Here is a 22,904-nt window from a genome sequence, read left to right as displayed (position 1 = left end):
CAACAAGAGCTGATGTAGCTCTCTTGTGTTCATTACAATGCCATTATTGCGTAGTGCAAGATTGAGCCTGAGCGGTTTGTTCTATTAGCTCTAGTAAGTGCTTAATATGACTATCTCCACTTACGTGATGATTCGTTTGAACCACTAGCTGTTCGTGGTCCACATCCTTATTAGTTTTAAGTAATACTAAATTAGGATCTTGTGCAATTGTTTTAGAATGCTCAATACTTGCTATTGCAAAGTGGTTTGAGCTTTTTAGACCTTCGATGACTTGGTCTATATTGCCAATTTTCATACTAGTCGACTTATTTAAGCCTTCAACCGCTTCATTTAGCATAGTTTGAACTTGTTTGAGCTGAGAGAAACAGCCATACATCGGGTATTCTGACAATTCCGAACGCCTCAAACTATCTTTAGATGCCAACGGGTGATGTTTTGCGACAAACAAAATAAGCTGATCAGGCAGGTGTATATCGCTCATAACGTTACTAGCGCTTTGCAGATAAACACTAATATCAATTTCCCCTAATTGTAATTTCCTTGTTAACTCATTTTCGTCTTGCAGCTGCATTTCTACTTTAACATTAGGGTAATCAGCTAAAAATTTACCGCAAGACATGGGAACAATCGCACTCGCTTTATTCGTATAACCAACAACTAGCTTTTGTTGATCTCGGCCAAATAAACTCTGTTTAATCGTTTTCTTAGTTAGTTCTAACTCAGAAAGTGTGGCTTTACAGTAATTTAGAAATAACTCACCTTGCTCAGTTAATTTCACAGAGCGAGTCGAGCGTTTAACTAATTCACAGCCAATTTCATCTTCTAAAGTTTGGATGCTACGAGTCAGTGCCGAAGTACTGATCCGTGTTTGTTCCGCAGCTTGCCTAAAGTGACGAAGACTACCGAGCGCAACAAACTGTTCAAGTTGTTCAAATCTCATTCGAAATTCCTTTTAATTTCATCAATACACAGAATTTGTGTGATTTTCCCTAATACTAATACAAATATAGAGAAAACTAAAGTGAAATTTTTACATTTTGCTTACAAAAATCAATCAGGATAACTATCTCTTATCGCAATAAACTGGTCAATATTTTGCATGAATAAATCAACAAGCTTAGGATCAAACTGTTTTGCTTTTTCAGATTGTATTAACGCTAATACCTTTTCCAAAGGCCAGGCTGCTTTGTAACATCTGTTACTACCTAATGCATCAAATACGTCTGCCAGTGCGGTAATTCTACCAACAATGTTAATATTTTCGCCAATTAAACCTTGAGGGTAACCACTACCATCCCATTTTTCGTGATGCTGATGAGCAATTGTAGCACCACATTGTAAAATTTCATTGGCAGAATTTTGTAAAATTTCGTGTCCAATTTCAGCATGAGTTTTCATTATTTGCCACTCATCTGCGGTGAGCTTCGCTGGTTTATTTAAAATATTGTCTGGAATACTAATTTTTCCAATATCATGTAGTGGGGAAGCCAGCTTAATAATCTCAGAATGGTAATCACCTAACCCATAAAGTTGGGCGAGTAGCATACTATAGTGTGCTACTCGTCTTACGTGTGAACCAGTTTCTTTTGAACGTTTTTCAACGGCTTCACCTAAAATATACGATAGTTCTTTTTGTGACTCTTTTACCGTTTCTCTTAACTTTAAGTTGTCATATGCTAAAGCAATATTGTTTGAAAAGAATTCAAGTAACTGAAAGTCAGTATGCTGTAAAGCAGACTCTTTGCTCACATATAGCATTGTTTCCCCACCGCATCGAGATGGAAAATAACCAATATATTCATGATGTGTTTTACAGGATGTCTTACGATTGTGAGATTCAATAAATAGGTTTTTAACACTTTCAGGGATCACATCTGAGTTTGGTTCAACTCCTTCTCCAGACGCTGCAAGTAATTTAAACTTTGTAGCAGATTGCTTTTGGTTATTGACGGCAGCAGCGCAGTAAATATCATTGTCTTGGAGTCCCAACACATCAGACACATGAGCTAGAATCGTTGATGCAAAATCTCTGACACTGTCACATTGTAAAAAAGAAGAAGATGCGTTGATTATACGCTCTAGACCAAGCTTATGCCTTTCAATTGTTTGAATATCACGGTGGGAGCGTAGTGCTGAATAAAGCAGAGTTTTTAGTTTAACGGCGGTTAATTCCGTTTTGTTTTTGTAATCATTAATATCATAATCTCGAATGACAGATTCTTCTGGTGCCTCACCTGGTTGGCCTGTTCTCAATATCAATCTAATATCATGATTAGCAATATCGTTGCGAATGTACTTGATTAGATTAAGGCCAGCATGATTACTTTCCATTACAACGTCGATTAAACCAACTGAAATATCATCTTCTCCTTGGAGTATCTCCATGGCTTGCTGTGCCGAATATGCATGATGAAAACGCAGGGCTTTATCTTCAAACTTAAAATCAGACAGCACCAGTTTTGTTACTTGATGTATGTCCTCTTCGTCATCGACAACGAGAATATCCCAAAACCCGCTCCTTTGCTCTTGGTTACTTGGTTCATCTAGTGTTTCATTAGAAAAAAGAAAACTATTCACTCGCAGGCCCTTTTAAGACTACTTTCATTAATGAGTATAGTCGTAGAAAAAGGGCTATGCTTAATTACGAAGATGGCTTTTTTTCGATATTTTGCAATTCTATTTCTATAGCATCACAAGAGATATGAATTTCATATAAAGAGATAATGAGCGAAAGTGTTAAGCAACAAAGACTTGCTCCAAACAAAACAATGCCAGTTAGTGCGACATCAATGAATAATGCAAACATAGACAGAGTACATAACAAAAATGCAATCACCCCCCAAACTTGCATGAACCGAATGAGTTTAATGCGTTTTCTTAGATTATCAATTTGGGCTCTAACTAGAGGGCGTAATGTATCGCCTTCTCGTGCATTAAGTTCACGTATAAGCTGCGCAAGAACAAGAAATCGATTAGTGTACGCTAGCAGCAGTAATGATATTGCGGGGAAGAGTAAACCTGGGGTCGTGAGTGTCATAAAGCCTCGAACTGATAGTTTTAAACAGGTAAGTAAGTATGACAGATAATAGCTTCAAGTGGAGGTGTGCTTTTACAACGGACAACATGATTGAAGCACATATTATTCAAGGCTTATTAACGCAAGCCAAAATACAATCTCATTTAGGAGGAAGTGCGTTGCAAGGCGCAATAGGAGAGATACCTAATGAACAGGCTAAATTAAGTGTTTATGTGTACGAGATAAAGCTACGCGATGCGGAGCAAATTTTGTTAAACTACGCACAAACGCAGAAGCATGATGATTGGTACTGTGTGCAATGCAATGAGATAAATGGTCCAGCTTTTCAATATTGCTGGCAATGTGGGAAACAACATGAGTAAAGCAAATAACTTTCAACGTATCAGAGACTTAAATTACCTTCAAAAAGCAGTGTTGTCGGCTGCAATTATTGAACGTATGTTACCTAATTATACGTTGTTTAGTGAAGCAACAGAGTTTGGTGATGCGGCAATAATGAAGAGTGCGTTGAATGTCTGTTGGGAAATTATCGTGTTACCCAAAAGTAAAATCAACCTTGAAAAACAAGTAGACAAAATAGAACCGAATGTCCCTGAGTTATCGCAATTCGATATGTTTGGGACTTACCCCGCAATTGATACAGCGACGGCGTTATTAGGACTGATCCATGGGCTAATGGCCAAAGATGATCAAGAATTCATTGATATTGCGAAAATATCGCAAGCTACGGTTGCACGTTATGTTGAATTTGTATTGGAAAATGAAGGCATTGAACCGGACAATACACTAGTACGTGAACATGAAATAATGCAATATGAAATAGACGTGTTAGCTGGGCTTATTGACTTTGTTGAACAGATGGGGCGCATCACAAGTGACAGTGTTAAAGCATTAAAGCAACATGCTGTTGCTGATGGGCAAACGAATATTGGTATCGCCATTTAAAGTGGGCGTTAGTTTTTCTTGCTGAGTAAAACCAGCTCAAGGTAAAATCTTCATATTTTTTAATGTAAGGCGGGAGAGGTAAATTGCGCATATTAGGTATTGAATCATCCTGTGATGAAACTGGCATTGCTATTTATGATGATGAACAAGGATTACTTGCACATCAGTTATATAGTCAGGTTAAAGTACATGCTGATTATGGTGGTGTGGTACCTGAGCTAGCTTCTCGTGATCATGTTAGAAAAACGATTCCCTTGATTGAAGCTGCGTTCAAAGAAGCTGGGTGTGGGCCTGAATCTTTAGATGGTGTGGCATATACTGCAGGGCCAGGTCTAGTTGGCGCATTATTGGTTGGTACATCAATAGGACGTTCTTTGGCGTTTGGCTGGGGGTTACCAGCTGTTGCTGTGCATCATATGGAGGGGCATTTATTAGCGCCTATGCTTGAAGATGAGCAGCCTGATTTTCCATTTATTGCGTTGTTAGTATCAGGTGGCCATACCATGATGGTAAAAGTCACTGGAATTGGTGAATATGAAGTGCTTGGAGAATCGGTTGATGATGCTGCAGGCGAAGCATTTGATAAGACAGCTAAACTTTTAGGATTGGATTATCCTGGTGGGCCACGTTTGGCTAAACTTGCTGAACAGGGAGTTGCAAAGAAGTTTGTCTTTCCCAGACCTATGACAGATAAGCCAGGACTTGATTTTAGCTTTAGCGGTTTAAAAACGGCGGCAGCTAACACGATTCGAACTGAAGGCGATGATGTACAAACGAAAGCGGATATTGCCCATGCTTTTCAAACGGCAGTGATCGATACTTTGGCGATAAAATGCAAAAGAGCATTAAAAAAGACGGGTATAAAACGCTTGGTAATTGCTGGGGGGGTGAGTGCAAATACAGAGCTTAGAGGTAAGTTAGCGCGTGTGATGCAAGGCATGCAAGGCAAAGTATATTACCCACGAACCGAGTTTTGTACAGATAATGGAGCGATGATTGCTTTTGCTGGTATGCAGCGTTTAAAGGTTAAGCAATATGCGCCTCTAGATATGAAAACACAACCGCGTTGGCCACTTGATAGCTTAAAACCACTTTAAGACTTTTTTTTGCCAATTTTAGGCTCTTGCCCTTTCAAGAGCCTAGCTATATTTGAACGATGTCGAAATATAATTAAGGCCGTTAAAAAACTGACTGGAATGGTATAAATTGGTTTTATTAGCCAAGTATATATCGGTGCTGCGGTGACTGTCACAATTGCTGCTAATGAAGCGTATCGTGTTAACCATAAAACACACAACCAAGTTGCAATGAGCATTCCTCCCAATGACAACCCAATAGGCAGTAATGCACCAAAAGCTGTGGCGACCGCCTTTCCACCATTGAAATGAAAAAAGATGGGGTAAATATGGCCTAAACATGCAGCAACAGCGACCGCGCCTAGCCAAACCGGTTCGATTTGCAGGAAATATGCCCCCCATACAGGGATAGTGCCCTTTAATATGTCAAAGATAAGCACGAGTAACGCGGGAACTTTTCCTCCTAACCTCAGTACATTGGTAGCTCCGGGGTTGTTAGAACCTGCAAAGCGAGGATCGGGCAAACCAAATACTTGACATACCAAAACTGCGGATGAAATTGAGCCAATTAAATAGGCGCATATACAGATTAAACTAACTAACACACGTTTCCTTATTTTGTCTTACTAAGTTTTGGGCTATGATCGACTGTTGTAATAGATTTTTTTGAGAAAACACTCTCAAGTTTGAGCTACGTACCAATGGAGCAGTAATGGATAAGGTTTATATCTCACAACTACATGTCGAAACCATAATAGGAGTTTACGACTTTGAGAAGGAAAGTAAACAAAGCTTATACTTTGATATTGAGATGTTGACCGATATTTCGGCCGCAGCTCAGTCAGATGATATACATTTGGCGGTGGATTATGCAAAGGTGAGCGAACGAGTTTCGGTGCATACAACAGGCCAACCAGTAGAGTTATTAGAGACTTTAGTTGAACAATTAGCCGAGATTATTTTGAATGAGTTTAATGTGACACAAGTGATGCTTCGAGTTAGCAAACCAGCGGCAGTACCTGCAGCAAAAACCGTGGGTGTAGAAATAACACGGGTAAAACATTAGCAATGGCACAAATTTATATTAGCTTAGGCTCAAATGTTAACAAAGAGCATTATTTAGCAGCAGGGCTAAAAGCCTTGTTAACCCATTTTCCTGATAGTATTCATTCAAGTGTCTATGAAAGTGAAGCGGTAGGTTTTGCAGGTCGTAATTTTTATAACTCAGTACTGGGCGCACAAACAGCGATGTCATTAGCGGACGTGTGTCGAGTACTAAAAGAGATAGAACTAGATAATGGCCGAACGCATCAGGATAAAAAGTTTAGCCCACGGACATTAGATTTAGACCTATTGTTTTATGACGATGTGATTTGTGAGAGCCCTGCTCAACTGCCGCGAGATGAAGTTGTAAAAAATGCTTTTGTGCTACAGCCATTGCATGAGGTTGCCGCAGATTTTTATCACCCGGTGGTGGCCAAAACAATTGATGAAATTTGGCGGGAATATCATAATCCGCAGCAAAAACTATGGAAAGTGGAGTTATAATATTTATGAGTATTATCGAAATTATTGTACTTGCCTTAGTTCAGGGTTTAACGGAGTTTTTACCCATCTCAAGCTCGGCACACTTAATTTTACCTTCACAGATTTTGGGTTGGCAAGATCAAGGAACTGCATTTGATGTAGCGGTACATGTCGGCACTTTAATCGCCGTTATTATATACTTTCGTAAAGAAGTCGTGGCAATTTTAAGCGCTTGGTTTAAATCATTTTCAGAACAGGGAAAAACAGATGACAGCCAGCTTGGCTGGTGGATTTTAATTGCCACAATCCCATCACTGATCATCGGTTACTTTTTTAAAGACTTTGTTGAGAGCTACTCACGTAATGCCTATATCATTGCGACGACAACGATCGTATTTGGTTTATTGCTTTGGTATGCCGATGCAAAAGCAAAACAAATTAAAACGATTTATCAGCTCAACTGGATGAGTGCTTTACTTATCGGATTATCTCAGGTGGTCGCTATGGTATTTCCAGGTACTTCTCGCTCAGGGATCACCATGACTGTTGGTTTATTAATTGGTTTAAATAAACAAAGTGCTGCGCGTTTTTCTTTTTTAATGTCTATACCCGTGATAGCAGCAGCTGGCTCATATTACATTTATAAGTTGATTTCAGCAGATGAATTGATTGATTGGCAGGCTATTGTACTGGGTTCTGTATTGTCGTTTATGTCAGCTTATGCATGTATTTATTTTTTCTTGAAAGTCATAGAGCGTATGGGCATGATGCCATTTGTGATATATCGACTTTTACTCGGTATGGGACTATTTGCTTATTTATTATTGTAAGTCTTATCAGACTTAAAAAAGCGCTTAGGGCGCTTTTTTTGTGCTTACTGTTTTTTTCTTCTGCCATATTTGTCTGTGGTAATGACTAACTCTTCGCAAAAGATAGGCGGGTTGCTTACTGTAAATATACATGAAAACGAGTTTATAAATTAGGGCACGCGTCGGAAAGTGGTGCTAGGAGTTACTGTGGATGTATTGTAGAGAGAAAAACGCGTCGATTAGCAACCGACGCGTGCGTATAGATACTTATAGCTCAATTAGAATGAGTATTTAGCACCTAAAGAAAGGCGGCGACCTTTTACATCAAAGAACTCACCCTCATCAAATGCAAATGGGTTACGTGGTGGTGCTTTATCAAGTAAGTTGTTAACACCTACACGTAATTGTAGCTCATCTAACAAGTATGTTTTGTACATAAAGTCGAACGTTGTGTATGACGGGATATCATTATAATTGTTGTCTTCTATTGTCCATGTATTACTTTCTACCGTTGAGTGGCGATAGTTAGTTGTTAATACGTATGAAGAGTCATCATATGTATAAGAAGCAGTAAAGCGAGCTTTAACGCGTGGCGACTTCATTTCACCTAATTTAACGCGTAGCCCATCAGAGCGGCCCGTTGTATTTTCAGTCGCTTCAGTTAAATACGTTGCAGTGAATTTAAGTGAAAGAAAGCCATTTAGAATATCGGTACGGTATGCCGATTCGAAATCAAATCCTTTTCTTGCAAACTGAGCTGCATTGATTGGTTTATCAATGAAGTACTCAATGTCACGCGTTTGTTCATTACGTACCACATTTGCACAGAATGGATTATCTAGCGAGCTAGACTCGTAACAATATTGTACAGTGTCTCTATCGAAGTACTCAATCGCACCATCGATTTCAAATGCCCAGTAGTCTAATGTGAAATCTAGACCTTCAACGAATGAAGGGGTATAAATAACACCGATAGTATGGTCACTTGATACTTCGTTATTTAGGTGCTCATTACCACGAATGTAACCTGGTAAGCTTCCACCAGCTAACCATTCATCGGTAGGCATCCAACCCGCAGGCATATTGTCAGCCGCACAGTTACGAATTACATTGTCTTTAAACTCACTGCCAGATGCTTCAATGCTATCGGCGCGACAAATATCGGCACGACCGGAATCAAAAGTTTTTGAATTTGGTGTAAATAAATCACCTAAGCTTGGCGCTCTCACTGACTTAGAGCGGTTAATACGAACGCGAAGTTCATCGCTTACGCCCCAGTTTAATGCGATTTTCCATGCATCATCACCACCAGTAACAGAGTAATCCATATAGCGGTACGCTGTTTCAAGTGTTAAATCTTGTACTAAGAACTTATCTTCAACAAGGGGGATTGAAATTTCTGCAGAGAGTTCATCTACTTCAATTTCGCCACTCATAGGTAAGCTAGAGTTGCCGAAGATTAACCCTTTGGCCATATTATCTGACGGAGTTGTCGTTACAGATTCACGACGGTGCTCTGCTGTAAATGCAGCAGCAACATACCCTGCAGGTAGTTCAAATAAAGTGCCATCAACAGTTAAAGCAAACACAACTTGGTCATGCTTGGCGAATCGGGTTGCAGTGGTCCCTATGTAGTCTAATTGTTCTTGAGTGACTGATGTTGCACCCATTGTATTAAATGGGGTACAGCCAGCTAAAGCACCTATGACATTATCGTTTGCATCGCGGTCAGCGCATACAATTTGACCATTGTACTCAACGGCATCGATTGCATTCATTTGGTTTTGAGTTAAAACCTCACCTTTCCAAATTGTGTCTTGCTCAATACGGCCGTACTGAACATAGGTGCTGTATCCCCAATCATCATTTAAAAAACCTTCAGCACCGATTGAGGTACGGAAAACTTCACGCTCTTGCCCATATGAACGGTTACCCCAAAGGTGTTCATTTGCTTGGCGTAATGTCACCTCGGTTAAGCCATTATCATCGAGTAACTTAGCCATATCATCTTTCATATATGCATTGTCACGACGAATTGTGTGGCGGAAGAAAGCTGGGCCACCTTCAGTTGTTGCATCGGTATTTGAATAGGTAAAATCAAATGTGAGTGCGTGTTCATCATTTAGTTGATAAGTACCGTAAGCAGACGCGATGATGCGTTCAAGAGGTGTCTGGAAAAACTCTTTATAACCGTGACCAAATACGCCATCACCTTGCTGGTCCCCACCTTGTAAATAGCTACGAGAAGCGTTACCAACTCCAGGGTTAGGTAAGCGGCCCAGTCCGTAGTCAAAAGCACGAACATTGCCATTTGCATCGAATGTATAGTGATGGTTATTGAAAGCATTGTCGTCAAAGCCACTGCGAGTGAAGAAATCCCCCCCTTCTGAGTAGTAAGCCAATGCCGTTGGGTGACCCAATACGATGCGATCAGGAATGCCGTCAGTGCCACTGGTGTTTGCAGGATTACCATAGCTATTAACTGGGGTACGTACAAAGTCGCGGCTTAGCTGTGTGTAGCTTTTGTTTTCTGTGTAACTCAATGAAGCGATGAATGAAAGTTTGTCTCCTTCCATACCACCTGTGATTGAGAAAAAGTTTTCTTCTCCACCACTTTGTTCAGGTCGAACGGTTGATACGTCAACCTCAATACCGTCCATTGATTTTTTAGTAATGATATTAACAACACCGGCAACTGCATCAGCGCCGTATACAGCTGCTGCACCACCTGTGGCAATTTCAATACGCTCAATCATAGATGTTGGAATGTTGTTTAAATCGACAGCAGTACCTCCAACAGAACCAGGGACATAACGGCGACCATTCACTAAAACTAATGTACGCTCAGAACCTAGGCCGCGTAGATCGGTGGTGTTTAATCCGGATGAGAATATTAAGTTTGTGGTTGTTTCAGGAGAAAGGCCTACCGAAGCTTGTGGCATTGACGCAAGTAAATCGTTTACATTGGTAATACCTTGGTTTTCGAGTTCAACACCGCCAATAACCGTTACAGGGGTGGGGGAAGTTAGGTTAAAACGTTTTATTTTTGATCCAGTAACCTGAATGCGCTCAACTTTTTTAACTTCTCCAGTTTCGTTTGCCATGACAGCTGAACCTGATACGGCGCTAGTTAATAACGCAGCTTTAATACCGACAGTCAATAGATTTAACTTCTTCAACATAAGACCTTTCTTTAGTTGTTGTTAAGGGCCGCCCTTACTTTTATAAGTGCGGTTATATTTATGCCGCATTTTTAGCATATCTAAATGTTACAAGCGGCTGTTTGGCGGTTGTAATGTTTGTTTCTAATTTGTATTTTCTGTTTACGATGGTTTGTCATTTTGTACTCTGCCTTTATTCTTGGTGCTTGTAGACATATGCTTTGTGTAACGAAGCCTTTACGGTGAGTGTGTATTTACTTTTATGTTGCAGGTTATGTGAATGGCTTTTTCTAAATGGAAAAGAATATTCAAAGTTTTAGTATGATTAAGCAGCTTTTATGTGGTTGTGATGTTAGCGAACGTTTAATTTTGGCGACGTTTTTTTAGGCGGTTGATTTTTTTTATATCAAAAGGGAACTTTTTTATGCAGGTGAGGTATTCCCCACCTGATAGTAATGATTAATTGAAGGTTGTTTTTAGAGTCGATAAACGTTGTTGTGTTAATTGGGTTTTAATTTGGGCCCCACAGAAACCTGCGGCAATAATGGCTTGTACGTCAATAGCCCGAGTGTTGGCAGCTGCCTCTTTAATCAGCGCAATGAGAGAAGGATTGTTATACTGTGAAAAAGCGATGATCTCGAGTAATAAATCAAAACGCTCAGGTCTTCGCCATAAATCGATACGATCAAACAGGGTTAACAGCTGCTGTGCACTCACAGACGGTATAAAATATGCTTTATGTTCACAAAAGTCTCTCAGTGCGACTGCATAGCGAGAAGGAATTTTTAGAGTTTGCTCAAGGGCTTTTAATTTATCACTGGGTGTATCGTATAGCCACAGACAAAATTGAATTATTTTATAATGTGGATGAGAGTGAGGTAGACGCATGAGCAATTTTTTAAGTTGAGTGCGCTCTTGAACGTTCCAACCGATCAATAATGGTTGCACATCTGCCAACGCTCCAAGCTGGTCCAGAGTCGTGGTAAAGTGTTCAATCGCACCGTCAGCTAAGCATTTTTCAATTTCTAGCCATACACGTTCTTGCGTCAGCGTTTTTAATTCACCTCGACTAACCATATTTGCCATCATGGTCATTGTGCTATCTGCAATGGTAAAACCTAAGTGATCATACCGTGCTGCGAAGCGTGCAACACGCAGAATACGTAAAGGATCTTCACTGAAGGCGGGTCCTACATGACGTAAAATACGGTTATTCAAGTCATCTTGGCCATGGTACGGGTCTATTAATTGACCATCATTTGCTTTTGCTATTGCATTAACAGTGAGATCTCGTCTAAATAAATCTTGCTCGAGTGTAATACTTTGTTCAAAGTCACAGATAAACCCACCATAACCTTGACCACTTTTTCGCTCTGTACGCGCGAGCGCATATTCGTCATGGGTCTCGGGATGTAAAAAGACCGGAAAGTCTTTGCCAACTTGTTTATAGCCCTGCTTGAGCATCATTGCTGGCGTTGCCCCGACAACAACGTAATCTCTTTCAACAATAGGGCGACCTAACAATTCATCGCGTACTGCACCGCCCACTAAATATATTTTCATTTTGGCCTCAAATCTTGTCTAACGGAATAAACTAATTTCACAAAATTAGAAACAAGGTTTTAACTTGTTGGCTTTTTTTGCCATTATAGGCTGCATCATAACAATAAAGAGACGCATCGTGTATTTACGCTACTTTGGGTTGAATGAAAAACCCTTTTCAATTGCGCCAAATCCAGAATACTTGTTTTTGAGTGATAGACATAAAGAAGCGCTCGCGCACTTAACATACGGTTTAGGTGATGCTGGTGGCTTTGTATTACTGACAGGCGAGGTAGGGACTGGCAAAACGACTGTGACACGCAGTATGCTCGCTCAATTACCAGACAGCACTCAAGTTGCTTTTATTTTGAACCCAGCTTTGTCTGAAATGGAACTATTGGCCAGTATATGTGATGAGTTAAACATAGAATATGATGCTGATAACGCAACGCTAAAGCGTTTAACTGATATTATCAAAGCCCGCTTGCTCAGTAATCATGAACTGGGTGGTCATACCATGTTGATCATTGATGAAGCACAACATTTAGCGCCTGAAGTCCTTGAACAATTGCGGCTACTGACAAACTTAGAGACAGATCATAAAAAGCTATTGCAAATTGTATTAGTTGGCCAGCCCGAGTTACAACAGCTTTTACAGCGGAATGAATTACGACAGTTAGCACAGCGGATCACGGCGCGTTACCACTTATTGCCGTTAACTGAAGCACAGGTATTTGCGTATATTCAGCATCGTTTGAATAAAGCGGGCTGTGAGGCTTCGTTATTTGACCATGATGCAATTGCTTTTATGCACAAAGCAACGGCGGGAATCCCCAGATTATTAAATTTGTTGGCGGATAGGTGCTTACTCGGGGCTTTTTCAGCCCAGAAGATGATCGTTAATAAAACGATTGCACAACAAGCTGCACAAGAAGCATTACCACTTGATTTAGTTCCGCAAGAAGTGGCTCAAAAAATCAGCTTGCAATGGCAGGTTACAGCCACGTGTGCCTTGTTATTTATCTCAGGCTTTGGCCTGTCATATATTGTATAGTGAAATTAAATGTCTTATTTATTCAATGCTTTAAAGCAATCAGAACACACAGCAACCTCAGAGCAGGTACATTTGTCTTATCAACACGAGAAGCAATTAAAGTTTTATCGTCGGCTTTCTCTTGGATTAGGCGGTGTCTTAGTGTTTGGTGGCGCACTTGTCGCAGGGTATGCAACTGGTAAATTTATGCAATCACCAGCGCAAGTTGAGTTGATTAGTGACGCTGTTGTTACGCAACAAAGCAATCAACAAGTGCAACAACCTGTGGTTGAAGGTGTGGTGAAAAGTGATTCGCAACTTAATTCGACTTCTGTTGAGCAATCGATAGTTAGTAGTGCTGCAAATCAAAATCAGAAAACGCAACCACAAACGGTAGCAAATACGGTGGCGAATCCAATACAGCCGAGCGTTCAGTATCAATGGGCATCGGTGCAAATTGGCGTTGATGTATCTGGTCAAGCGGTATATGAACAACGTTTAGTGCCAGTCGCTAATCAACAAGCAATGGTTAATCAAGCAAATATCGTTCAGCCGCAATTTGTTCAACGTAATACAGGGCTACAAAGTTTGACGCAGCCCAATATCCTAGCCCAACAAAGCACCAGACAGCCAGTTATAGCAGCGCAAACCCAGAACACGCATGACGCATCAAGTATCGATATGAGCCAATATCGCGTACTTGGTAAGCCGTTGAATGAGCAAGCAAGTTATCATGATCCTGAGTTAGATAAGGTGTCAGATGAGCTCAAAGACGCCTTTGCTCAGGCGGTTGCTGATACTGAAGGCAGCCAAGATAGCGAAGTGATTGCAACGAGTAAAGACTCTGCAAGGGCGACGCCCATCGAGCTTTTACCTATCGAGCTGCAAAACAGTATTCCACGATTACGATATCAGGCACATATCTATGCCACCGAAGCGGATAAGCGCTGGATAAAGTTGAATAATCGCGATCTGTATGAAGGAGATAGTATAGGTGTATTACAGCTATTAGAAATCACGCCTGAACAGGCATTGTTTGATTTTGATGGTTATGAGTTCACCTTAAAAGCAATGCAAGATTGGCCGCTTTAATACCGTGGTATTGGTTATGTTGGCGTTAAGGTAGCATTGAATGACGGAAGAACTTTAACAAGTCTAAGTTAAATTCTTCCGGCTTTATCGCAGCCTCTAAACTATCATCAACTCGCTTGTTAGATAGATCGATGTCTTTAACTTCGACATAACGCATATGTTTGGCGTGATAGAATACTTTAACCGTCGGCTTCAAAGGTGACTCAGGGTTACTGGCACAAACAATACCAACTCTTTGGCTAGTGAGCTTGACGAGCGTGCCAACTGGGTAAACCCCAATGGCATTAATGAATATATTTAGGAGCTCGGTGTCGTAGTGGTGCGGGGGGCCTTCTTTAAGTATTTTGAATGCTTTGACCGGTGTCATGCCGACTTTGTAAATTCGCTCAGCGGTCAGTGCATCATATACATCTACAATGGCTGCCATTTTGACGTACTGAGACAGCTCATCCGCTTTATATCCATATGGATATCCCGACCCATCGAGCCGTTCATGATGATAACCCGCTATTTCAGTAGCGATTTTACCCAGCTGAGCCTCTAGTACGATGTCAAAGCTGTATTTAGCATGACTTTTCATTACTTCAAATTCATCTTTTGTTAGCTGAGATGGTTTTTGTAAAATAGTATCAGGAATGTGTACTTTACCAATATCGTGCAGTAGCGCCCCCGTCGCCATTTGCTCTATTATAGGGCGTTCAATACCCATATGTTTGGCAAAAATACTAATGAGTATTGAGACATTAATAGAATGTTCTAGCAGATAGGTGTCTTTTTCTCGGATACGTGCAATACACGCTAGGGCATCTTGATTTCGAAATACGGAATCAATCAATCCATGAGCTGTTTCTTTAAAAGCGGAAATATTGATTGGCCCACCCGATTGTAAGTCTACAAAAGCTTTTTGTTGCAGCGTTTTGGCTTCATCATACAGTTTAGTTGCTTGCGTTAGTTCCGACTCGATACTGGCGGATTTGTGCCATGGATTAAATACGGTTTCAGGGATTGATTCATCAATGGGAGGAGGGGCTTGTTGTTGTTCATTCTGGATGGTTTTATCTGGGTCGATTTCTACTTCAAGTACACCTGTTGATACTAACTTATCAATGCTCTTTTGCGTTTTTACCCAGCCTTGACTTTTTATCTTTATGTGGCCCGTTTGCTTAATTACGCCAGCGACATACATGCCAGGTTTCAAGTCCTTGATATTTATTATTTTCATCTTGAGCCCTAAACATAAAGTGAGACTTATAAGACTAGCAAAGATTAATAAAAGCGGTAGTACTAATAGAGGGGGAAATTTACTGGCGAGCGATTAAAAATGAAATGGGCATAAGCTGCTGGCTTATGCCCGTTGAGATTATTAATCTTTATTCGTCATCTTCAACCAACGTCATTAGAGAAGTGTTACCCCCTGATGCGGTGGTATCTATACTGATGGTTTTTTCCGTAACTAAACGACTGATCAAAGTATCATAATACTCAGCACTGATAACCGGTAAAATGGCACCACTACGCGCGGCCAATTGCTGACTAAAGTACCCTAAACGTGATGAGCGCGCAGCAACAACTGCACCCGCAAGGTGAGGGTGCGTTAAAACAGCATGTAGTTGATTCGGTTTTGCAACCTGGAATACCCCTTCGGCGATGCCTGTCGAGATAAATTTATCTCTAAACGCTTGGGCTTCATCATAGAAAATCTCAGATGCAACTGTAATAACCGTATTACCCGCAGCTAATGCAGTAATAATAGAAATTGCCCAAAAGTTAAATGAGGTGCTTTTATCGGCGTAACATACAACACAACCACGAGCTTCTAAATGAAGCGTGTTTGACTCACCTGTTGGTCCAGGTAAGGTCGTATGTGTACGCATACGTTTTTCTAAACGATTCAACTGAGTACGGGCATCAGCAAGTGTTTTTGCTAAATCGTCTGCTAAGTCGTCAATAATTTCAACGGTGGCAATTTTGGCTAACAATTGACGTACAGCAGAAACTCGGTCGTTTAACGGCGTTGCGCGCCAGATCTTTTCATCACGCATTGAATTACGCATCAAGCGATCGACTTGCTCTGTTGCACCTGGAAAGTTGTGAGTGTCTAACTCATCAGCGGTTAAGTTAGTCATTTGTACGTTTTCTGGAGATGCCTTTTCTTTTACCAAACGATACAAATAGTTTGGACCACCAGCTTTAGGACCAGTCCCCGACAAACCTCGACCACCAAAAGGTTGCACGCCAACAATCGCGCCAATCATATTACGGTTGACGTAAACATTGCCTGCTCTAGACATTTTAGCTAAATAGCGGCAACGCTCTTCTATACGAGAGTGAACGCCCATTGTTAAGCCGTAACCGGTGTTATTGATTTGGTCAATCACATTGTCTAGCTCGCTGGCTTTATAACGAATAACGTGCACGACAGGGCCAAATACTTCACGTTTCAATACGGATAAATCAGAAATTTCGTATAAACGAGGGGCAAAGAAATAAGCGCCATTTTCTGAATTATCAGGAATTGGCGATTCAAACAACAACTTGCCATTGGCTTTTAAGTATTCAACATGTGCACTAAGCGTATTGAGTGCTTTTTCGTCAATAACTGGGCCGACATCGGTATCTAGTTGAGCAGGGTCGCCGATGTGTAATTCTTGTAGAGCGCCTTTTAGCATGTTAATAATGCCATCGGCCACATCTTCTTGTAAGAATAAAACCCGTAGTGCTGAACAGCGTTGACCTGCACTTTGGAAGCCCGATGAAATAACATCATCAACCACTTGCTCTGGTAAGGCCGTTGAATCAACGATCATACAGTTTTGACCGCCGGTTTCGGCTATAAGAGGCACTTGAATGTCATTCCGTTCAGCAAGAATCTGTGAGATTAACGTACCTGTTTCAGTCGAACCTGTGAACATCACTGCTTGAATACGCTCATCTGGTACTATGTGTTTACCGACTTCACTGCCTCGCGCGATTACCGCTTGTACTACATGTTCAGGTAAACCCACAATTTGCATTAGCTCGATACAACGTAGTGCAATCATACTGGTTTGTTCTGCCGGTTTCGCAATAACGGTATTACCCGTTACTATGGCTGCGGCAACTTGACCTAGAAATATAGCCAGTGGGAAGTTCCAAGGGCTAATACATAAAATAACGCCACGCGCTTCAAAACGTTCATCTTCAGATAGCTCTTCTGCACGTGCAGCATAATAACGGCAAAAGTCGACCGCTTCGCGTACTTCATCAATGCTGTCTTGAGTGATTTTTCCGGCTTCTTTAATACAGATAGCCACCAGCTCATCATGGTGACGCTCCAATATATCGGCTATGCGGCGTAATAGCTCCGCACGTTCAGATACCGGTGTTTCTGACCAGCTTTCAAATGCACTATCAGCGTTTGCGAGCATCGTGTGCATTTTATCACTTTGATGAAGCGGCACTTGACCGACGACTTCAGTATGATTTGCTGGGTTACGCACTGCTAGGAAGCCTTCTTTCACATCTGCTTCATTGATCCGGTTATCTTCGAACCATTTGTCTAGATTGTCTTTAAGGGGAGAAATAGCATTGATGTCAGTTAAGTCCATGCCTTTTGAATTGGCACGTTCATTACCATACAGTTCAATTGGTAAGGTAATTTGGGTATTAAATTTATTGCGTAAGCTTTGCAGTGTTTCAACCGGGTCAGGTAATAAAGACTCAACAGGTTTCGTGACGTCAACAATGGCATTTACAAATGATGAATTCGCACCATTTTCAAGTAAACGTCGAACGAGGTAGGCTAACAAGTCTTCATGTTGACCAACAGGTGCATACACGCGACACTGTACGTTGTCTTTTTCTACGATTTGATCGAATAAAGATTCGCCCATCCCATGCAGACGTTGGAATTCAAATCCTTGGTTATTACCCTTGGCGACTTCTAAGATAGTTGCCGCCGTGTAAGCATTGTGTGTTGCAAACTGTGGGAATAACGCATCACGTGCTTCAAGTAATTTAATGGCACATGCTTTGTAAGATACATCTGTTGTTGCTTTACGGGTAAATACAGGGAAGTGATCTAAACCATCTTGTTGTGTGGTTTTAATTTCTGTATCCCAATAAGCGCCTTTGACTAAACGGACCATGAGTTTACGGCCGACACGGCGGGCTAAGTCTGTTAACCATTCAACTACGAAAATCGCACGCTTTTGATAAGCTTGCACAGCAAGACCAAACCCTTGCCAATCACCAAGCTCATCATCAGAGAAAACGGCTTCAATGACATCTAAAGAGATGTCTAGTCGGTCAGCTTCTTCTGCATCAACAGTAAAGCCAATATCATAGTGTTTAGCCGCTAATGCTAGCTCTTTTAGCTTTGGCACGATTTCTGAAAGTACACGTTCACGATGGCTGAATTCATAACGCGGGTGTATTGCCGATAACTTAACTGAAATACCAGGGCTTTTTATTGGGCCTCGGCCATTTGCTGCTTTACCTATAGAGTGAATCGCGTTCATGTAACTATTAAAGTAGCGCTGGGCATCTTCCATGGTACGTGCGCCTTCGCCTAGCATATCGTATGAATATACATAGCCTTTTTGCTCTTTTTCAGCTGCACGTTCAATTGCTTCGTCGATATTTTGCCCCATAACGAACTGCTTACCCATGATTTTCATGGCAAAGTTTACAGACTTACGGATCACTGGTTCACCCAAGCGGCCTATGGTCTTTTTCAAGACACCAAACTGTTGATCTTTATTTTTGTCTGTGTAGTTCACCATTTTACCGGTAACTAGCAAGCCCCAACTAGATGCGTTAACAAACAAAGAGTCGCTACTACCTAGGTGCGAACTCCAATCACCATTAGCTAATTTGTCACGAATGAGGTTATCTTGAGTTTCCTTATCAGGTACTCGTAGCAACGCCTCGGCTAAACACATCAATACCACCCCTTCTTCTGAAGAAAGTGAGAATTCATTTAATAGTGCATCCACGCCATTTTGACCGTCTTGGTCTTTACGAATGTTTACCACAATTTGGCGTGCGCGTTCCCATGCACGGCTTCGAGCCGTCACGCCTACTTCAGCAAGTGGCAAAATATGGTCAATAACTTGCTCTTCATCAATACGATAGAAGTCACGGATTTTTTGTCTAATAGGACAGTTAGTAATTAAATCACCGTTGTAAAGCATAAGGAACCCTCAGAAAAGGAGTCAAAAACACACGTAATTAACACATATCAAGTCAGACAGGGGTAAGTTGGGTCAGACTACATAGTGGCACAAACAGCGCCTAATTAATTACAACATAGTTAATTAATGCATTGCGCGAGACTAAACAGTATCACACTTAAAATGTGATTAAAATTTAGCCTAGATGCATTGTGTTTAGTATCAAATTTTTCAGGCATTCTATCTGAGAATAAGCAGTATATGCTGTTTTATTTTGGGAAAATACGGTAAATTAAGGGGATAACTCACTTAGAAACAGAATTAAATGCTGCATGACAACTTCGATTAGAACTCGTGTATTAGACCGTATCGATTTAGCAATATTAGATGTATTGCAAAGGAATGGTCGAATATCTAATGTTAACTTGGCAAAAGAAGTAAACTTAAGCCCGAGCCCATGTTTAGACAGAGTAAAAAAACTTGAGTCTGAAGGGTATATAGAAGGTTACTCTGCGCGTTTAAACTCCGCGAAGCTAGGGCAAGCATTGGTCGCACATGTAGAAATAACGTTAAAAAGCTCTACAGAGGCGGTGTTTTCTCTATTTAGAGAACATATTGTTAAAATACCGCAAGTGGTGAGTTGTGATATGGTGGCTGGTGGCTTTGATTACCTTGTCACAATTCGTGTTGCGGATATGGCACAATATCGAGAAGTATTAGGTAGAATTGTAGAAACACCAGGCGTGAGTACCAACCATACTTATATGGTGATTGAACATATTAAGTCAGACAGTGGCTTGACCATTTTATAATACGATTATATAGCATAAACCACGTTCAGGCTGAGCGAGAGGGATGGCCCGAACGTCGTTTATCACTGTGGTGCTATGCCCATCCATCATAGCGTTTACGGCGCGATAAGAAGATTGTTAAAATCACCCCTAATAATAATCCAGCAAAAGCGATACCACCGCCATAAGCGAGCAATGTATGCTGCTCGCTTTGCTTTTTAAGCGCATTTTCTTGTTTTTGTGTTGCTAACTGCGTTTGTAAGTCTGAAATACTTTTTTGTAGTAAGGCATTTTCACTATTTAGATCATCATTGCTTTGTTGTAATAGCGGCAGCTGTGCTTGTGCATCGTCCAATTGGCTTTGCATTGTACTAAGTGTTTCGCTGGCTTTGTTCAATTGCTGCTTTAAACCAGGTTGCATGGATATAAACTTTTCTTCAACCCACACTTCACGGCCTTTATCATCGATGATTTGAATGTAACCGTTTTGCGGTTCGGCAATTATTTGGATCTGAGTGCCTGCATCTATAGAACCAATAATTCGATAGTTTTTCCCCGGACCAGAGTGCGCATATAAAAATAGATTATCAACGATAAATCCAGCGTTTGCAGTTGTATTGTCGACTGCCGCCACTGACGTTGCTGCTAATTGTGTTTGCTCAACTTCTTCTGCAATTGAAAAGTGGGAAATAAGCGCAAGTACACTGGGTAATATTATTCGTTTTAACATCCCTAGACCCAAGATTTATTAATTTTTTCAAATAGTATGGATTTAGCTGATCAATAGCAAGAGATAGCTAAAACTTCCGAGAACATATGGTAAAAAGATTGCAAACTGTAGGTGCATTGTATATTTTGGGCGTTCGATAATTATATAGGTAATAACTTGCCCTAATGGACACTGAAATAGAACTGAAGTTTTTACTTTCAGACAATGAAGTTCCTCTTATACCAGGACTCATCACTCAATTCGCAAAAACCGTCAAAAACCAACCCGCTCGGAATTTAAAAAACGCATATTACGACACGCCTAACCGAGAATTGCGCGCACTTGATATTGGTCTGCGCACCCGCTGTTGTGATAGTGACTGTGAACAAACAATTAAGTTGGCGGGAGAAGTTGTTGGGGGATTGCATCAACGGCCTGAATATAACTTACCGCTGAATTCGGTTCGACCAGATTTGCTGGCTTTTGATCCAATAATTTGGCCTCATGGTATGCAAGTGGGCAGTATTAACGAAAATTTATTCCCGATCTTCAGTACTAATTTCATCCGCAGAACGTGGTTAATTGAAACTGAGCAGGGCAGCAAAATTGAAGTGGTATTAGATAAAGGAGAAGTGGTTGCACAAGGGCAAGTAGAGCCAATTTCAGAGCTTGAGATTGAATTGGTTGAAGGGACACGTCATGATTTATTTTTACTGGCCGATCACTTAATCAATCTATCAGGGTTGCGTTTAGGGCTCTATTCTAAAGCGGCCAGAGGATACCGATTAGCGGATAATAAGCCGCTTGAGCCAAATAAGTTTATTGGCTTTGTGCCATTGCAGCCTGGAGCCACCCAAGAGCAGGCGCTCGTTGCTTCAATTAATTATGGTATTCAGTTTGTGCAAAAGCATGAACAATGTTATTTCAACAAGCCAAGCTTAAAAACACTGAAACGCATTATTGATGGTGTGACACTTATTCGTCATACATTTAGGTTGTTCTCTGACATTGTTGATAAAGAAACAACAGAACAGTTACGGGGGGAGTTTAAGTGGTTACTTGATGAGCTGGTGTGGGTAGAAAATGCAATTTATTTAAAAACCTATACTTCAAAACGCCATGCCTATTACAAAAAAATCAATAGTGCACCTGAGTTATCTCAAGTGATTAGTGATTTAAAAGATGTGCAGCCTACAGCGACAGATATTGAAGACTTGTTTCATTGTGCGCGATACAACCGTCTTATTTTAACATTGACCCGTTGGTTAGTTGATAGAGAATGGCGTCAACATTGGGACCAAAAGGCACTTAATTCGGCTGAGCAACCGGTTCATGAAGTGGCAAAAGGTTTTTTCGATAAAGATTGGCAAGACTTAAGAGCTTTATTACCCAAGAACAAGGCACTCACAAAAACGGATTACTTACGGTTACGTCATCAGTTGGAAAATACGTTATTGAGCGGCAATTGTTTGGGTAAACTGTATGATAAAGAACTGCGCCAGGAATTTAGAACGCCTTGGATTGACATTGTTTATGGTATTTATGAACTAGACACACTGTCATATTTGATGCAGTTGTGTCGGGGGCAAGATAGCGAAGCACTACGAGATATTCAAACTTGGCTAGAGAAAAAAGCAGATTTCTTGGTCAGTGCGATGGAGCAAAGTCGAGACGTTTCAGTGAATGGGTTGCCATATTGGCGATAGCCCCATCATATCGATTGCTACCGTTTTGGGTTGCAATCGGTATTGTATCACCGCAAGGGTATACCGAGTCATGGTATAAGTGGTATGAGAAAGGGGAGTTAAGCATTTACCATAAGCCCGCAGAGAAAGGTTTAATTCATGTTAAAGCGTCTGCGTTGTATGTAAATACGAGCGTTAGGCGTTTTATTAATTTACTGCATGGCACAGAGAATGTGCCTAATTGGTTGAGTGCCAGTCAGCAAGTATCTTTGGTTGCAAGCCCTACACCGTCTGAGCGCATTGTACATAACCTCAGGTTTGGATAAGGGTTTTGGAATAGAAAA

20 protein-coding genes are annotated in these 22,904 nt (G+C 40.9%); 11 read left to right on the top strand and 9 right to left on the bottom strand.

Going from position 1 to position 22,904, the window contains the following annotated elements; genetic code table 11:
• Positions 1-43: 43 nt before the first annotated feature.
• The 3 genes from J8L97_RS15985 to J8L97_RS15975 form a co-directional block, all read right to left on the bottom strand.
• On the bottom strand, positions 44-940 hold the full coding sequence (locus tag J8L97_RS15985; RefSeq protein ID WP_192506568.1) for a LysR family transcriptional regulator: 897 nt from the start codon (positions 938-940) through the stop codon (positions 44-46).
• 110 nt (positions 941-1,050) lie between these two features.
• A complete protein-coding gene (locus J8L97_RS15980; protein WP_211051070.1) occupies positions 1,051-2,577 on the bottom strand; it encodes a DUF3369 domain-containing protein in 1,527 nt (508 codons plus the stop codon).
• A 64-nt stretch (positions 2,578-2,641) separates the two neighbouring features.
• Positions 2,642-3,037 carry a DUF2721 domain-containing protein gene (locus J8L97_RS15975; RefSeq protein WP_192506570.1) on the bottom strand — a complete coding sequence of 132 codons (396 nt, stop codon included), beginning with the start codon at positions 3,035-3,037 and terminating at the stop codon, positions 2,642-2,644.
• Positions 3,038-3,075: 38 nt separating this feature from the next.
• Between J8L97_RS15975 and J8L97_RS15970 the strand changes: the two genes are divergently transcribed.
• The 3 genes from J8L97_RS15970 (at position 3,076) to tsaD (ending at position 5,079) form a co-directional block, all read left to right on the top strand.
• Complete coding sequence (locus J8L97_RS15970; RefSeq protein WP_211051067.1) at positions 3,076-3,399, top strand: DUF2007 domain-containing protein; 324 nt, start codon at positions 3,076-3,078, stop codon at positions 3,397-3,399.
• Entirely contained in the window at positions 3,392-3,982 is a 591-nt protein-coding gene (locus tag J8L97_RS15965; protein ID WP_192506572.1) for a YjaG family protein, read from the top strand. Before J8L97_RS15970 ends, J8L97_RS15965 begins: the two co-directional genes overlap by 8 nt.
• Before the next feature lie 83 nt (positions 3,983-4,065).
• Positions 4,066-5,079, top strand: a complete 1,014-nt coding sequence (tsaD, locus tag J8L97_RS15960) for a tRNA (adenosine(37)-N6)-threonylcarbamoyltransferase complex transferase subunit TsaD (protein WP_211051065.1) — start codon at positions 4,066-4,068, stop codon at positions 5,077-5,079.
• Here tsaD and plsY read toward each other — a convergent pair.
• Positions 5,076-5,663, bottom strand: coding sequence for a glycerol-3-phosphate 1-O-acyltransferase PlsY (gene plsY, locus J8L97_RS15955; RefSeq protein WP_211051063.1), 588 nt, complete (start codon positions 5,661-5,663; stop codon positions 5,076-5,078). The two genes, tsaD and plsY, sit on opposite strands and share 4 nt — an antisense overlap.
• A 107-nt stretch (positions 5,664-5,770) precedes the next feature.
• Between plsY and folB the strand changes: the two genes are divergently transcribed.
• From folB to J8L97_RS15940, 3 genes are read left to right on the top strand one after another with little or no spacing between them, the layout of a single operon-like run.
• On the top strand, positions 5,771-6,124 hold the full coding sequence (folB, locus tag J8L97_RS15950) for a dihydroneopterin aldolase (RefSeq protein WP_210998292.1): 354 nt from the start codon (positions 5,771-5,773) through the stop codon (positions 6,122-6,124).
• 2 nt (positions 6,125-6,126) lie between these two features.
• The gene (folK, locus tag J8L97_RS15945) at positions 6,127-6,606 is read left to right on the top strand and encodes a 2-amino-4-hydroxy-6-hydroxymethyldihydropteridine diphosphokinase (RefSeq protein ID WP_192506576.1); all 480 of its coding nucleotides are present in this window, start codon (positions 6,127-6,129) and stop codon (positions 6,604-6,606) included.
• A gap of 5 nt (positions 6,607-6,611) precedes the next feature.
• Positions 6,612-7,415 (top strand): undecaprenyl-diphosphate phosphatase, encoded by an 804-nt coding sequence (locus J8L97_RS15940; protein WP_210998293.1) that lies wholly within the window; start codon positions 6,612-6,614, stop codon positions 7,413-7,415.
• Between the two features lie 257 nt (positions 7,416-7,672).
• On the opposite strand, the gene J8L97_RS15935 is transcribed toward J8L97_RS15940, so the two are convergent.
• Positions 7,673-10,576 (bottom strand): TonB-dependent receptor domain-containing protein, encoded by a 2,904-nt coding sequence (locus tag J8L97_RS15935; protein WP_211051061.1) that lies wholly within the window; start codon positions 10,574-10,576, stop codon positions 7,673-7,675.
• Positions 10,577-11,014: 438 nt separating this feature from the next.
• A complete protein-coding gene (locus tag J8L97_RS15930) occupies positions 11,015-12,118 on the bottom strand; it encodes a tRNA nucleotidyltransferase (RefSeq protein WP_211051060.1) in 1,104 nt (367 codons plus the stop codon).
• A gap of 118 nt (positions 12,119-12,236) precedes the next feature.
• Here J8L97_RS15930 and J8L97_RS15925 point away from each other — a divergent pair, with 118 nt between their 5' ends.
• Together J8L97_RS15925 and J8L97_RS15920 are read left to right on the top strand one after the other, a co-directional pair.
• Positions 12,237-13,151, top strand: coding sequence for an AAA family ATPase (locus J8L97_RS15925; RefSeq protein ID WP_210998296.1), 915 nt, complete (start codon positions 12,237-12,239; stop codon positions 13,149-13,151).
• A gap of 9 nt (positions 13,152-13,160) precedes the next feature.
• Positions 13,161-14,222 (top strand): general secretion pathway protein GspB, encoded by a 1,062-nt coding sequence (locus J8L97_RS15920; protein WP_211051059.1) that lies wholly within the window; start codon positions 13,161-13,163, stop codon positions 14,220-14,222.
• A 25-nt stretch (positions 14,223-14,247) separates the two neighbouring features.
• Here the strand turns inward: J8L97_RS15920 and J8L97_RS15915 are convergent, their stop codons facing one another.
• Both J8L97_RS15915 and putA read right to left on the bottom strand, forming a co-directional pair.
• Positions 14,248-15,444, bottom strand: coding sequence for an HD-GYP domain-containing protein (locus tag J8L97_RS15915; RefSeq protein WP_211051058.1), 1,197 nt, complete (start codon positions 15,442-15,444; stop codon positions 14,248-14,250).
• A 148-nt stretch (positions 15,445-15,592) separates the two neighbouring features.
• Positions 15,593-19,396, bottom strand: a complete 3,804-nt coding sequence (putA, locus tag J8L97_RS15910; RefSeq protein ID WP_211051057.1) for a bifunctional proline dehydrogenase/L-glutamate gamma-semialdehyde dehydrogenase PutA — start codon at positions 19,394-19,396, stop codon at positions 15,593-15,595.
• Between the two features lie 311 nt (positions 19,397-19,707).
• On the opposite strand from putA, the gene J8L97_RS15905 reads away from it, so the two are divergent.
• Entirely contained in the window at positions 19,708-20,187 is a 480-nt protein-coding gene (locus J8L97_RS15905; protein ID WP_211051056.1) for a winged helix-turn-helix transcriptional regulator, read from the top strand.
• A gap of 73 nt (positions 20,188-20,260) precedes the next feature.
• On the opposite strand, the gene J8L97_RS15900 is transcribed toward J8L97_RS15905, so the two are convergent.
• The gene (locus J8L97_RS15900) at positions 20,261-20,896 is read right to left on the bottom strand and encodes a TIGR04211 family SH3 domain-containing protein (protein WP_211051047.1); all 636 of its coding nucleotides are present in this window, start codon (positions 20,894-20,896) and stop codon (positions 20,261-20,263) included.
• Between the two features lie 164 nt (positions 20,897-21,060).
• Between J8L97_RS15900 and J8L97_RS15895 the strand changes: the two genes are divergently transcribed.
• Together J8L97_RS15895 and J8L97_RS15890 are read left to right on the top strand one after the other, a co-directional pair.
• Positions 21,061-22,581, top strand: coding sequence for a CYTH and CHAD domain-containing protein (locus J8L97_RS15895; protein WP_211051045.1), 1,521 nt, complete (start codon positions 21,061-21,063; stop codon positions 22,579-22,581).
• The gene (locus J8L97_RS15890; RefSeq protein ID WP_211051043.1) at positions 22,572-22,886 is read left to right on the top strand and encodes a hypothetical protein; all 315 of its coding nucleotides are present in this window, start codon (positions 22,572-22,574) and stop codon (positions 22,884-22,886) included. The genes J8L97_RS15895 and J8L97_RS15890 overlap by 10 nt, the downstream gene beginning before the upstream one ends.
• Positions 22,887-22,904: the final 18 nt, after the last annotated feature.

It is taken from the genome of Pseudoalteromonas sp. MMG012 (genome assembly GCF_018100875.1).
In the GTDB taxonomy this organism is placed as follows: domain Bacteria; phylum Pseudomonadota; class Gammaproteobacteria; order Enterobacterales; family Alteromonadaceae; genus Pseudoalteromonas; species Pseudoalteromonas aurantia.
The sequence above is the reverse complement of the archived record's forward strand: the minus strand, read 5'-3'. Positions and strand labels throughout refer to the sequence as shown.